16 protein-coding genes are annotated in these 12,637 nt (G+C 37.0%); 14 read left to right on the top strand and 2 right to left on the bottom strand.

Annotated features, from left to right (window positions below; translation table 11 throughout):
* Positions 1–147: 147 nt before the first annotated feature.
* On the bottom strand, positions 148–492 hold the full coding sequence (locus tag J2Y03_RS13430) for a spore coat protein (protein WP_310194912.1): 345 nt from the start codon (positions 490–492) through the stop codon (positions 148–150).
* Positions 493–517: 25 nt separating this feature from the next.
* Positions 518–793 (bottom strand): ferritin family protein, encoded by a 276-nt coding sequence (locus J2Y03_RS13425; RefSeq protein WP_310194911.1) that lies wholly within the window; start codon positions 791–793, stop codon positions 518–520.
* A 274-nt stretch (positions 794–1,067) separates the two neighbouring features.
* Between J2Y03_RS13425 and J2Y03_RS13420 the strand changes: the two genes are divergently transcribed.
* The 14 genes from J2Y03_RS13420 to brnQ all read left to right on the top strand — a co-directional run bounded on the left by J2Y03_RS13420 (position 1,068) and on the right by brnQ (position 12,583).
* On the top strand, positions 1,068–1,970 hold the full coding sequence (locus J2Y03_RS13420) for a LysR family transcriptional regulator (protein WP_310194908.1): 903 nt from the start codon (positions 1,068–1,070) through the stop codon (positions 1,968–1,970).
* Positions 1,971–2,150: 180 nt separating this feature from the next.
* Positions 2,151–2,507 (top strand): hypothetical protein, encoded by a 357-nt coding sequence (locus tag J2Y03_RS13415; protein ID WP_310194905.1) that lies wholly within the window; start codon positions 2,151–2,153, stop codon positions 2,505–2,507.
* Between the two features lie 165 nt (positions 2,508–2,672).
* Positions 2,673–3,725 (top strand): LLM class flavin-dependent oxidoreductase, encoded by a 1,053-nt coding sequence (locus tag J2Y03_RS13410; RefSeq protein WP_310194902.1) that lies wholly within the window; start codon positions 2,673–2,675, stop codon positions 3,723–3,725.
* 47 nt (positions 3,726–3,772) lie between these two features.
* Entirely contained in the window at positions 3,773–5,107 is a 1,335-nt protein-coding gene (locus tag J2Y03_RS13405; RefSeq protein ID WP_310194900.1) for an LLM class flavin-dependent oxidoreductase, read from the top strand.
* 132 nt (positions 5,108–5,239) lie between these two features.
* On the top strand, positions 5,240–5,518 hold the full coding sequence (locus J2Y03_RS13400; RefSeq protein ID WP_310194897.1) for a glutaredoxin family protein: 279 nt from the start codon (positions 5,240–5,242) through the stop codon (positions 5,516–5,518).
* Between the two features lie 69 nt (positions 5,519–5,587).
* On the top strand, positions 5,588–6,418 hold the full coding sequence (locus J2Y03_RS13395) for a transporter substrate-binding domain-containing protein (protein ID WP_310194958.1): 831 nt from the start codon (positions 5,588–5,590) through the stop codon (positions 6,416–6,418).
* Positions 6,419–6,453: 35 nt separating this feature from the next.
* A complete protein-coding gene (locus tag J2Y03_RS13390) occupies positions 6,454–7,164 on the top strand; it encodes an amino acid ABC transporter permease (RefSeq protein ID WP_310194896.1) in 711 nt (236 codons plus the stop codon).
* 17 nt (positions 7,165–7,181) lie between these two features.
* Positions 7,182–7,892 (top strand): amino acid ABC transporter permease, encoded by a 711-nt coding sequence (locus tag J2Y03_RS13385; RefSeq protein WP_310194893.1) that lies wholly within the window; start codon positions 7,182–7,184, stop codon positions 7,890–7,892.
* Complete coding sequence (locus J2Y03_RS13380; RefSeq protein ID WP_310194890.1) at positions 7,889–8,659, top strand: amino acid ABC transporter ATP-binding protein; 771 nt, start codon at positions 7,889–7,891, stop codon at positions 8,657–8,659. The genes J2Y03_RS13385 and J2Y03_RS13380 overlap by 4 nt, the downstream gene beginning before the upstream one ends.
* Positions 8,660–8,692: 33 nt before the next feature.
* On the top strand, positions 8,693–9,202 hold the full coding sequence (locus J2Y03_RS13375; RefSeq protein ID WP_310194957.1) for a GNAT family N-acetyltransferase: 510 nt from the start codon (positions 8,693–8,695) through the stop codon (positions 9,200–9,202).
* A 14-nt stretch (positions 9,203–9,216) separates the two neighbouring features.
* A complete protein-coding gene (locus tag J2Y03_RS13370; protein ID WP_310194887.1) occupies positions 9,217–10,383 on the top strand; it encodes an amidohydrolase in 1,167 nt (388 codons plus the stop codon).
* 23 nt (positions 10,384–10,406) lie between these two features.
* The gene (locus J2Y03_RS13365; RefSeq protein WP_310194884.1) at positions 10,407–10,580 is read left to right on the top strand and encodes a Fur-regulated basic protein FbpA; all 174 of its coding nucleotides are present in this window, start codon (positions 10,407–10,409) and stop codon (positions 10,578–10,580) included.
* Positions 10,580–11,119 (top strand): NADPH-dependent FMN reductase, encoded by a 540-nt coding sequence (gene ssuE / locus J2Y03_RS13360; RefSeq protein ID WP_310194882.1) that lies wholly within the window; start codon positions 10,580–10,582, stop codon positions 11,117–11,119. Before J2Y03_RS13365 ends, ssuE begins: the two co-directional genes overlap by 1 nt.
* A 141-nt stretch (positions 11,120–11,260) precedes the next feature.
* The gene (brnQ, locus tag J2Y03_RS13355; protein ID WP_310194879.1) at positions 11,261–12,583 is read left to right on the top strand and encodes a branched-chain amino acid transport system II carrier protein; all 1,323 of its coding nucleotides are present in this window, start codon (positions 11,261–11,263) and stop codon (positions 12,581–12,583) included.
* The last annotated feature ends 54 nt before the right edge of the window (positions 12,584–12,637 follow it).

The following is a 12,637-nucleotide window of genomic DNA, read 5'->3' as shown; positions in this document are numbered from 1 at the left end:
GTTTCCAAAGCCGTTTTCTTCTCGAAGAAAAGTGTGTGTACGAATAGGAGAAGACTAGGAAGTTATGAACCCACTGCATTTATGCATGTGGAGCACCAGCTTAACTTGTTCACCCTTTTTCAAATTGCTTACCCCCAAAGGTTAAAGTTAATATGGAAATTGCGATGAATAGTTATTGAATTGGCTAAAAGCTTGATCTAGTTTTTGCTGGTCTTCTGCCTCTAGTTTGTACCAGCCATGCTGGAACATTAGGTTATAAAGTTCCCGGCAGCTTTGATGGGTTTCAGTAAGAATTTGCAAGATATCAGTATGAAGCTTTTCATGACTCGCTTCCCTTACCGCAATGTTAAGGCTGTCGGTTAAATATTTACAGGTACTAAGTGCATCATTAACAAAATCACGATCGTTCATCTCGGGAGTTTTAACTTTAGGTAATTCTCCTGTCTGCGGGTTAGCAATTTGGTTGCTGTTTTGACTCTGCTGATTTGGCATTACTTTACCTCCATTCATTTAATAGTTACTGTTGCTGCTGCTGCTGCGTATTAGGAAAATTAGCTAATGCAGAATTGTTATCAATCTGCAGGTGAGTAAGTAATCGTTGATAATGATTTTGATGCATTTGCCCCGCCTTATTGAGTGCATCCTTCAATTGAGGGTTTTGCACCTGAGCAGCCATAAAATGAAATTTCTTAAATGCTAAAAGCTCCCAAGATAAAGCATCTTTTATGTACATTAAATCTTTTGTCGTAATTGCCCTCGGAGGGTTCGGAATCGGTGGTTGATTAGTCTGCATAGATATACTCCTTTTAATTAAATTGCAACAATTTTATAGTCTGCGAAATGAAACGAATATATGCTTTTAATTTATATAACTTATTTTTTTTCCAAACATGTCAAAATTTCTTAAAATTAGTTCAATTCACACTTTACTTATCGGATTTATTGGAGTAGAATTTAGAAAATTCATATAAATGGTTATTAGCTGATTGGTCAACCAAAGGCTCCCTAAACGCATCATGCGGAGGGAGCCTTTTTGTTTAAATAAATTAGGAAAGGAGCAAGGGAAAATGAATATTGATCACCTTGAAGCGTTTATTTATGTTGTTCAATTGGAAAGTATTCATAAAGCAGCAGAAGCATTGTATTTATCTCAACCAACCGTTACAGCTAGAATTAAAACGTTAGAACGAGATCTTGGTATCGATTTGTTTTTACGTCATGGGAGAAGTTTGACATTATCGGAAGAGGGAAAATCTTTTATCCCATATGCAGAGCAAATTATTCGCACCTATCAGCAAGGGAAGAAACTATTAAAGAGGGAAGATAATCCAGAGGAAATTGTCATTGGGGCAAATATTATTACTTCTCAATACTTTATTCCTTTTGCACTTCCTTTCTTGAAGAAAGCAAACCCTCATTTACGATTTAAGTTTTTTTCGGCGCCAAACGAAGTATTGCTCGATAAACTTCTTCAAAAGCAGGTGGATATAGCGTTTATGAAGGAGGTTACTCATCGCGGAATTCAGAAGCATGAGCTTCTAAATAACTCTGTCCGGTTGGTTGTTTATCCAGAACATTCATTTCAATTTCAAGAAACATTATCCGTTCAGCAATTGGCCTTAGAACCCATGGTATTCTTTGAATGCGGCGCTTTTGACTGGAATCGAATCTATAAATTATTTGAGGTGGCAAATGTTAATCCTCGGATAGAATTTTTAGTTGACCATCTTGAAGTAGCAAAATCGATTATTCTTAGCAATAATGGCATCGGATTTTTACCATACCTATCTGTGAAACAAGAGCTTGATCAAGGCAAGCTGATTGAAATAGATGTTTCGCATATCCTTCAAATACACCAGCATATTTTTGCGACACATTTAAATAATGGTTTTGTATATCCCAAACTTTGGCGTGATATTTTATTATCCGTTAAAGAATTTGAGAAGAAAAGTATGTTGTTGATTGATTAAATTTTCTAATCTAAAGATTAAATTTTCCTATCAGTAAATGTATTGCCATTACAATCCTCTCGGTGATAGGATTAAGCTCAATAAAATAACAAGTTATCTTTTCTCAGTGTAAAAGAGTGAAGTAATGTTTTAATTCCGATTATTCAACTATGTATTATTGGAAATAAAGGGGGATGAAAAATGCAAACACAAAAATTGAATTCTGTGGGGCAATTTACAAAAAAACAAAATTCTTTCAAAACAAGCAAATATCTTAATTTGCCAGATTTACAGTTTTTTATTTGGTGTCATCAACTATATCAAGTCAATAGAGGTGTTTATAATACGATTGATCAATGGTTTTATGATTTTGGAATTATGAATATCCATTCACGAAGAATTCAGCTTTTGGCATTCTTAGAATTTGTCAAAGGTGAAGGTCTCGAGCAAGATAAACAACAGTTTGTCCGTTTTGGTCATGGAGGTCTATCAAAAAGGCTGAATGAATTTATGAAAGATGTCAGCAAAAGGGGAAATGTCATTCAACTAGAAAAATGAATTCATTTAGAGTTTTTCCTAATAGATTTTTTTAATCAATATTATATTTTTTCCTATCAGTGAAAGGATTGCCAGTTCGATATTTTCAGTGATAGGATAAAAAACACGAACACAAAACATACTTTTCCAATTAGGTAAGTCGGAATAAAACGGAGGCTTTTAAAAATGAGTTATAAGCTAAGTATTTTAGATCAGAGTCCCATTTTTCCTGGTGACACTGCTGCCACTGCTTTACAGAAAACGGTATTACTTGCGCAAAAAGCAGAAGAATGGGGTTATTCACGTTTTTGGGTATCTGAGCATCACCATACTGTTCAATTGGCGGGTTCCTCACCAGAGGTATTAATAGCCTACTTAGCAGCCCGAACCAACAAAATAAAAGTTGGTTCCGGAGGAGTAATGCTCCAGCATTACAGCCCTTATAAGGTAGCAGAAAACTTTCATGTTTTATCTAATCTCGCTCCCGGCAGAGTGGATCTTGGGGTTGGGAAAGCACCGGGCGGTCTTCCTTTATCTACAAAGGCACTTCAATATGGAACGGTTAATGATGGTAAGGACTTCCCAGAACGTCTATCTTTTTTGCGGGAATTAATTGAAAATTCAATTGGAGAAAACCATCCTTTTTCAGGGATCCAAGCAACACCAATTCCAGAGGAAAAACCTGAAATTTTTCTGCTTGGAGCAAGTGCAAGTAGTGCTCAGCTCGCTAATGACCTAGGAATCTCATTTGTGTTTGCTAGATTCATCAATAGTGATAATAGGGTATTAGAAGAAGCCGCAAATACTTATCGTAAAGGTTTTCCAAAAGGGAGATTTATCCTCTCATTAGCTGCTATTGCGGCTCCTGAGCAATCTGAAGCAGAACAGCTTGCAGGAGATAAAAAAATAGTCAAAGTCCATCTTCAATCAGGACGCACGTTGACATTACAAACACGCGCGCAAGCAGAAGTCTTTGGAAATCAATCTGGTGAACCCTATGAAATTACCGAACAGAAGGCAGACATAATTGCAGGAACCCCTAATTATGTGAGGAATGTATTAGAAAAACTTCAAAAAAGTTATCAGGTGGATGAATTTATTTTACATACACCGGTTGAAAATGAAGCAGAAAGACTTCAATCATTTGAGTTGTTAAGCCCACGTTATGCTGTTGGAAAAACCGAAATAGGAAATACAATTTACCCATATATTGCAAGTCAAATCTTTTTAAAAGGTTAAGAAATACTTATGCTATTAACTTTGAATTAAAAAGGGGAGGTATCTTAATGTCTAATCAAAGAAAATTGAAATTTGGCGCCATTATTCATGGGGTTGGAGGCAATATAGCAGGTTGGAGGCATCCTAAAGTGCAAGCAGATTCAAGCGTGAGTTTGGAATTTTATACGGAACAGGCTCAGAGGGCTGAAGAAGGAAAGTTCGACTTAATCTTTATTGCTGATGGCTTGCATATAAACGAAAAATCCATACCACATTTCTTAAATCGGTTTGAACCACTAACTATTTTGTCAGCACTTGCGGCTGTCACATCAAAAATAGGTCTTGTGGGAACGTTGTCCACTTCTTATAGTGAACCGTTCAATGTTGCAAGGCAATTTGCTTCACTTGACCATATTAGCCATGGCCGGGCAGGCTGGAATGTTGTTACCTCCCCATTGGAGAAATCGGCTTTAAACTTTAGCAAAACGATTGAAGAACATCCAGATCATGCAAAAAGATACCGAATTGCTTCTGAGTACCTAGAGGTAGCAAAAGGATTATGGGATTCCTGGGAAGATGATGCATTTGTTCGCAATAAGGAAACAGGGGTATTCTTTGATCCAGATAAACTGCATCCATTAAATCACCGAGGAGAATTTTTCAAAGTGCAAGGGCCGCTTAACATTGGCAGGTCCAAGCAAGGGCGGCCGGTTATCTTTCAAGCTGGTTCTTCAGAAGCAGGAAAAGACCTGGCAGCGAGAGAAGCAGATGCCATCTTTACAGGACATCCAAGCTTAGAACAGGCACAAGCATTTTATCAGGATGTTAAAAATAGGTCAAGCGCTTTGGGCAGGAACGCAGAGGAGCTCGTTATCCTTCCAGGAATTTCGCCGATTATTGGTAAAACTGAAGAGGAGGCAGAAAGAAAATATCAGGAAGTTGCCAATCTGGTATCGATTGATAAAGCACTTGATTATCTTGGCCGATACTTTGAGCACCATGACTTTTCTCAATATCCTCTTGATGAACCGTTTCCTGACCTAGGTGACTTAGGTAAAAACAGCTTCCAAAGCCATACCAATCGAATTAAAAAAGACGCCAAGGAAAAGAATTTAACACTTCGCCAAGTCGCCTTAAAAGAGACTACTCCAAGGCCAGCTTTCATTGGAACACCGGAAAAAGTGGCAGACCTGATTCAGGAATGGTTTGAAGGCAAAGGGGCTGACGGCTTCATTATCGGTTCAGGTGTTCCGAATGGTTTGAATGATTTTGTCGAATTCGTCGTGCCAATCCTTCAAAAACGAGGACTTTTTAGAACCGAATACGAGGGAGATACATTGCGTGATCACCTAGGAATTCCTTTTCCAGAAAACCGATATGCTAAAAAGGTGATTAGCCGATGATTACCCAAGTTAATAGTATGAAGTGGGAATGCCAACTAGACAACTAGAGGCTCTCTATTTAAGAAACTATGTATCTTAAATGGAGAGCCTTTTTTATAAAAAAAATTGAAAATAATTGGGAGGAATAGAAAGATGGGAAGAGAATTATCTGTTGTGGTTTGGGCCAAAGAAGGTTGTCACTATTGTGGAGAGGTAAAACAATATTTAGAAGATAAAGGGATAAAATACGAAACAATTGATGTTACCCATCATGATGAGCGCCGAGATATCCTGGAAGTTAAATATGGTGTCAGATATGTACCGGTTGTAGAAATTGGTCAAGATGAACTGTATGAAGGGGTAACGAAGCTGGGAATTGAACATCTTGAAAAAGTACTTCAGAAATTTTCTACTAGTATTATTTCGAGTTAATTCCGACTAAAAACATAAATTTAATTGGTTAATAAAATATTAGATAAAAAAGGATGGATAAAAATGAAGATGAAGAAACCATTTATCGCACTAATAACAATACTGCTTGCTCTAGTAATAGGAGCATGCTCTTCTCAAGAAACGAAAACAACTACAAAGGAAAGCTCTGGAACCGCTAATGATGAAAAAAAGGTTCAAAAAATAATAGTCGGAACCGGGACGCAGTTTCCTAATATTTGCTTCATTGATAAGGATGGGAAATTAACTGGATATGATGTTGAGTTGGTTCGAAAAATAGATGAAAAGCTGCCAGAATATGAATTTGAGTTTAAGACAATGGAATTTTCGAATCTGTTATTAAGCTTAGAAACGAATAAGATTGATTTTGTTGCCCATCAGATGGAAGTGAATGAGGAACGACAAAAGAAATTTCTCTTTAATGAGGAACCATATAATATTTTTCCACTTCATGTAACGGTTCATAAAGATAACAAAGACATTCAATCGATTAAAGATTTAAAAGGGAAAAAGGCTATTGTGGGTGCAACTAGTAATTCAGCCGTTTTTTTAGAAAAATTTAACAAAGAGAATAACGCTGGAATTGAAATTGTTTATTCAGGAAATGGACCTGATTCTACGGTGAATCAAATAAAAACAGGTCGTGCGGACGCAACGATCACAACACCATTTTCTGTGGATTTTAATAACGACGCCGTAGATGCGCAACAAAAAGTAGTAGGAGAGCCGTTGCTTAATTCAAAGGTATATTTCCTTCTTAGAAAAGATGAAACACCTTTACAAAAAAGAATAGACGAAGCACTTGTCGAATTGAAAAAAGAAGGCGTCGTAAGTGAATTGAGTAAAAAATGGTTAGGAGCTGACTATACCGTTAACTTTTAATAAGCGGGAACCAGCGTTTGGAGGTTGGAGTTAAAATGGGGAAAGCATTTGATATTATGTTAATCTTTGAGTTTATTCCGACACTTATCCATTATCTTGGGGTAACTCTACAGATTCTAGCAGCATCTATTATTCTAGGACTTATCCTAGGTATTGCAGCAGCAATACCTAGGTTATTTAGAATACCTTTATTAAATCAACTCGTTATTTTATATGTGTCATTTATTCGCGGAACACCAATTTTAATACAACTATTCCTTGTATTTTATGGCCTGCCAGCGATACTCATGCTGTTATTTTCGATTGATATTACTAGAATGGAAGCCATATATTTTGTCATCATCACCTACGCCCTTAGTAATGGTGCTGGATTTGCAGAAATTTTTCGAGCGGCGATTCGTGCAGTTGACCACGGTCAAACGGAAGCAGGTTATTCTGTCGGAATGACAGGCAGACAGAACTTTTTTCGGATCGTTCTTCCACAGGCAGTAAGAATTGCATTTCCGAATATGGCGAATTCTGTGATTGGTTCCTTGAAGGATACTTCACTCGCTTTTACCATTGGAGTGATGGACATGATGGGTAGAGGAGACACCTTAATCTCTGCAACAGCACATGCCCTTGAAGTGTATATCTCCCTTGCTATCATTTACTATACGATCGTTTTATTATTTGAAAAATTATTTAGAATGCTAGAAAAATATCACAATCGTTACCAGAAGGCTGATGTAACGGCTGTTGCTTGAGAAGGAGGATTGTATACATGACAATTGATATACCATTTATTTGGGTGGCTTTTAAAGAAATTATTAAGGCGCTGCCTACCACTCTTATCCTAACCATTGTTCCCTTGATAGCTGGATTTTTAATAGGCATTGCAGTTGCGCTCGTTAGAGTCTATAAGGTGAAATATCTCTATCAGATTGCAAATGGTTATGTTTCCTTTTTCAGAGGAACACCCATTATCATGCATATTATGGTCATTTATTTTGGATTCCCATTATTACTCGATCAAATTTCGCTTAAATTTGGATTAGGGATTCAAACAAATAAAATCCCGATTATTTTGTTTATATTAATTGCCTTAACATTGGCTGCAGGTTCTTATTTATCGGAAATTATCCGATCTGGTATTATCAGCGTTGCAAATGGACAAATGGAAGCGGCTTATTCGGTGGGGATGACAAAGTTTCAAGCAATGATTCGAATTATTTTACCACAGGCACTCGCTCAGTCTATTCCTAATTTTACGAATATATTTGTCGGTTTTTTACACACTTCATCGATTGCTTTTCTCGTATCGCAGAAAGAAATTACAGGCGCCGCTAACATTATTGCAGGAGTAAACTTGAAATTTCTAGAGGCTTTTATTGCTGCGGGCATTATCTATTGGGGGCTCACAATATTGGTTGAGGGTCTATCTTTTTTACTTGAAAAAAAGGTGACAGCTTATAATCGAGGAGGCGTGTCATGATTTATTTACAAGGTATCCAAAAATCATTTAAAAAGCAGCCAGTATTAAAAGGAATAAATTTGAAAATAGAAAAAGGCGAGGTTTTAACTATTCTTGGTCCAAGTGGATCAGGAAAAACCACGCTGTTAAGGTGCCTGAATTTCTTAGAGAAACCAGATGCGGGAATGGTTCAAATTGGAAATATAATCGTAGATTCAGAAAATGCAACGAAAAAAGAAATGCTTGCCATTAGAAAACAATCGGCCATGGTTTTCCAGCATTACAATTTATTTGCTCATAAATCAGTGGTGGAAAATGTGATGGAAGGATTAATCGTGGCAAAGAAGGTTAAGAAAAAGGACGCTAGACAACAAAGTGAAAGAGTACTGGAGAAAGTGGGTTTAAGTGATAAACTGAATCACTTTCCTTCGCAGCTTTCAGGCGGTCAACAACAAAGAGTCGGGATAGCGAGAGCGTTGGCGTTAAATCCAGAAGTTATTCTTTTCGATGAGCCTACCTCGGCACTTGATCCTGAATTAGTCGGTGATGTACTTGCGGTTATTAAATCTATTGCACAAGAAGGTATTACGATGGTCGTTGTCACACATGAAATGAGTTTTGCACGAGAAGTATCGAATCGGGTTTTGTTTATGGATGAAGGTGTAATCGTTGAAGAAGGCACACCATTGGAAATTTTCCATGCAGCCAAGGAGGAACGCACGCGTCGTTTCTTACAACGTATATCTGGTGAAACATTTTTTACACCTCTTAAAGAACAGGTGAATTAACAATCAATCCTAGGGAGGAAGGTGATTGCTTTGGTGACAAACCAAATCATCATTGATGAAATAAGAGAAGAGGAAAAGGAACAGGTTAGGAATTTATTAGTAGAGAGTTATCAACAGTATGAACATTCCTATAAAAATCCAGAAAGCTGGAAAATGTATTTAGAAAATATTAAAGCCTCCGTTAATAATCCCAATGTCGATAAGATATTAGTGGCAAGAAGTAATCAGAACATTCTTGGCAGCCTGCAGCTTTTTCAATCTTCCGAAAAGGCCTATTTAAAACCTGAGCTTGAAATTTTCTCACCCATTGTTCGCTTGTTAGGCGTTCATCCCCATGCAAGAGGTCGAGGTGTAGCACAGGAGTTATTAAAAGCCAGTATTAACTACGCAAAGGAACTTGGAGCAACCAGCTTGTATTTACATTCAAGTGATAGAATGGATAAAGCTATTCGGTTGTACGAATGGCTTGGTTTTAAACGAGATCAAACAAAGGAATTTCAAAATCAAGAAATTTTAGTAAAGTGCTATCGCTTTGATTTATAGAAGGAAGTGAAGGTATGAATCGAACTGAATTAGAGTCTCACCTCATTTCAATCCGTCGTCATTTACATCAATATCCAGAGTTATCAAATGAAGAATTTGAAACAACCAAGTCGATTCAAAAATGGCTTGAAGAGGAAGGGATTGATATTCGGGGGACTGGACTATCTACAGGTGTTGTTGCTGAAATTGAAGGTGAACAACCAGGTCCGATTGTTGCCATTCGTGCAGATATTGACGCACTACCTATAGTCGAAAAAACAGGTCTTCCATATGCCTCAAAAATCAAAGGGAAAATGCACGCATGCGGCCATGATTTTCATACTGCAGCATCCATTGGTGCGGCCTATCTTTTGAAAGAAGCTCAATCTGAGTTAAAGGGAACAGTCCGGATAATTTTTCAGCCTGCTGAGGAATCAGGAGGCGGTGCCCAAAGGGTGATAAAGGATGGACATCTCGATGGAGTAGAAGCAATCATCGGACTTCATAATAAACCAGATTTACCAGTTGGAACGATTGGTTTAAAAGAAGGACCAATGATGGCTGCGGTAGATCGGTTCCACATCGTTCTGTACGGTAAAGGCAGTCATGCTGGGATACCCCAAAATGGAAAGGATCCTATAGTAGCAGCGGGTCAACTTATTACAGCACTTCAGACGGTAATAAGCCGGAATGTATCGCCACTTCAAAGCGCTGTTTTGAGTGTAACGAAAATAGCAGGCGGAAATACTTGGAATGTGATACCGGGAGACGTCACTCTTGAAGGGACCATTCGGTCCTATAACACTAAAATTCGAAAAGACATGAAAGCAAGATTCTATACCATAGTAGAGGCGATTGCCACAGCTTTTTCACAGAAGGTTAAAATTGACTGGTTTTCTGGCCCACCACCACTAGTTAATCATAAGACTGTGACAGAGATTGCTAGGAAAGCCGCTAAGCAGCAGTCTCTACAGGTTATTGATCCAGAACCATCCATGGCCGGTGAAGATTTCTCCTACTATCTTCAACATATCCCAGGCACATTTGCTTTTTTTGGTACAAACGGAAACGAAGAATGGCATCATCCTGCCTTTACTCTAGATGAATCAGCCTTAATAAACGCCGCTTATTTCTTATATGAAAGTTCAAGAGAATTATTAGAACAACATTCGTTCGTTAACAATGTTTCATTTATGAAATAAAACGACCAATAGGAGTGATATGGGTGGTGACTATTCTTCGAAAAGCTGTGGAAGATAGACGCAAAAAATTAATGGAAAAACTTATTAAATTTAATGTGTATAAGAAAGAAGATAAACATCTTTTTGAGTTATCGCTTACTGAACTAGAAAATGAATATAGAAGATATCAATCAACTAAAGATAGGGAGTGCAAATGATGAGTAAAGTAACGATTATTTCTGGAAGTCCTTCAGAGCAAACAAGATTAAATGGTGTTTTGAATCATGTCATTAATTATTTTCATGGTGTTAAGAATACTCCTGAGATCATTCATGTCCGTGATCTTCCACCAGAAGATTTAATTCAAGCAAAATTTGATAGTGATGAAATTAGTAAGGCAAATAAGAAAGTGGAGGATTCAAATATTATTGTTATTTTGACGCCCGTTTATAAAGCCTCCTATTCAGGGGTGTTAAAAACATATTTGGATCTCCTGCCGCAAAATAGTCTCGAGGGTAAAATCATTTTACCAATTGCTGTTGGTGGAACATATGGACACTTATTAATGATTGATTACGCCCTTAAACCTGTACTAAATGCTCTAGGAGCAACCCACATAGTAAAGGGATTATTTATTATAGATAGACAAATAAAAAAATTAGGAAATGATCGCTATGAATTAGATTCAGAAGCCAAAGATCGATTAGAATCTTCATTAAACAACATTAATACGCAGAAGTTATTCATTACAAATTAGCTTAGAGATTCAAATAAACCTGTATTGCCCTTTCATAATCATGATGAAAGGGTTTTTCAGTTTTAAAAAATAATTCCAATTTTGATACCGTATTCGAATTTGTTATAATGAAATAACAATTTTCTTCCTAAGGAGATTACAATGAATTTTTCACCAAAACAAATTACCTTTATTAGTTTAATGTTATTTTCTATGTTTTTCGGAGCAGGTAATCTTATCTTTCCTCCTTTTCTCGGACAATCAGCCGGGGATCAACTTTGGACTGCTCTTGCTGGCTTTATCGTTTCTGCGGTAGGATTGCCTATTTTAGGTGTTATTGCTGTTGCTAAAGCAGGAAGTTTAAACGATTTAAACCTTAGGGTTCACCCGCTTTTTGCATTACTATTTCCATTTTTTATTTACATTGCCATAGGTCCAGGGCTGGCGATTCCACGTGCCGGAAGTCTTGCCTTTGAAATGGGAGCAGCCCCATTTTTACCTGAAAATTTAGCTGTGAGTCCTGTTTCTTTATTATTCTATAGTATCTTGTTTTTTGGATTAGCCGCATGGTTAAGTATGTATCCTTCGAAACTGATTGATCTTTTTGGGAAGTTATTAACTCCAATATTATTAGTCCTCATTGCAATTATTTTTGTGAAGAGCTTATTCGATCCTATTGGTTCATTTGAATCACCAACAGGGAATTATCGAGAAAACCCTTTATTTCAAGGGATTTTAGAAGGGTATTTAACCATGGATGCCTTGGCAGCTCTTGCGTTTGGAATTGTGATAGCAAACACCTTGGCAGCACAAGGTGTAGTCGATTCCAAAGAAAAATCACGATATATGATGTACGCAGGTTTGGGTGCTGGGTTGTTATTAGCAGTGATATATCTTATTTTAGGATATTTAGGGGCGGCTAGTTCTTCTATAGGACAAGCTGAAAATGGGGCAATTATTCTTTCTAACATTATGACCTACCTGTTTGGACAAACTGGAACACTTTTATTAGGGATTGTATTTACTCTGGCATGTTTCTGTGTGTCAATTGGTCTAATTACATCATGCAGTCAATTTTTCTCTAACGTGATTACAAAAGTGAGTTATAAAGCTTGGGTTGTCATTTTAGCTGTTATAAGTACAGCAATAGCAAATTTGGGCTTAACGCAAATCCTGCAAATTTCTGTACCAATTCTAGGAATGGTCTATCCAATTGCTATTGTCCTTATCATTTTAGGTCTATTGGATGAATTGATTAATAAAAATCGATATATTTATATCTCCGTGATTGGATTTGTTGCTGTTTTTAGTATTTTAGATACGATTAATAAAGTATTCCTCGAAAATTATTTAAGTGGGACTTTTAATATTCTGCCCTTTTATATTGAAGGAATTGGGTGGTTGGTGCCTGCACTTATCGGTTTAATCGTTGGCTATATTTTGAGTTGGTTAAAAGGAACACCTGTACCTAGAACAAATCCGTAATAAATAATATTGAAAAGGGGTAATACAATTTTGTCTTTGTATTCCCCTTTTTTT

Source organism: Neobacillus niacini (assembly GCF_031457145.1).
Taxonomy (GTDB): Bacteria; Bacillota; Bacilli; order Bacillales; family Cytobacillaceae; genus Neobacillus; species Neobacillus niacini_J.
Note: the sequence above shows the minus strand (reverse complement) of the source record. Positions and strands in the feature narration are given on the sequence as shown.

Bases quoted from the DNA above. Each gene is read 5' to 3' on its own strand.
- J2Y03_RS13405 (WP_310194900.1), top strand. From the start codon at position 3,773: ATGTCTAATCAAAGAAAATTGAAATTTGGCGCCATTATTCATGGGGTT.
- J2Y03_RS13425 (WP_310194911.1), bottom strand. From the start codon at position 793: ATGCAGACTAATCAACCACCGATTCCGAACCCTCCGAGGGCAATTACG.
- brnQ (WP_310194879.1), top strand. From the start codon at position 11,261: ATGAATTTTTCACCAAAACAAATTACCTTTATTAGTTTAATGTTATTT.
- ssuE (WP_310194882.1), top strand. From the start codon at position 10,580: ATGAGTAAAGTAACGATTATTTCTGGAAGTCCTTCAGAGCAAACAAGA.
- J2Y03_RS13370 (WP_310194887.1), top strand. From the start codon at position 9,217: ATGAATCGAACTGAATTAGAGTCTCACCTCATTTCAATCCGTCGTCAT.
- J2Y03_RS13385 (WP_310194893.1), top strand. From the start codon at position 7,182: ATGACAATTGATATACCATTTATTTGGGTGGCTTTTAAAGAAATTATT.
- J2Y03_RS13420 (WP_310194908.1), top strand. From the start codon at position 1,068: ATGAATATTGATCACCTTGAAGCGTTTATTTATGTTGTTCAATTGGAA.
- J2Y03_RS13430 (WP_310194912.1), bottom strand. From the start codon at position 492: ATGCCAAATCAGCAGAGTCAAAACAGCAACCAAATTGCTAACCCGCAG.
- J2Y03_RS13415 (WP_310194905.1), top strand. From the start codon at position 2,151: ATGCAAACACAAAAATTGAATTCTGTGGGGCAATTTACAAAAAAACAA.
- J2Y03_RS13380 (WP_310194890.1), top strand. From the start codon at position 7,889: ATGATTTATTTACAAGGTATCCAAAAATCATTTAAAAAGCAGCCAGTA.
- J2Y03_RS13400 (WP_310194897.1), top strand. From the start codon at position 5,240: ATGGGAAGAGAATTATCTGTTGTGGTTTGGGCCAAAGAAGGTTGTCAC.
- J2Y03_RS13390 (WP_310194896.1), top strand. From the start codon at position 6,454: ATGGGGAAAGCATTTGATATTATGTTAATCTTTGAGTTTATTCCGACA.
- J2Y03_RS13410 (WP_310194902.1), top strand. From the start codon at position 2,673: ATGAGTTATAAGCTAAGTATTTTAGATCAGAGTCCCATTTTTCCTGGT.
- J2Y03_RS13395 (WP_310194958.1), top strand. From the start codon at position 5,588: ATGAAGAAACCATTTATCGCACTAATAACAATACTGCTTGCTCTAGTA.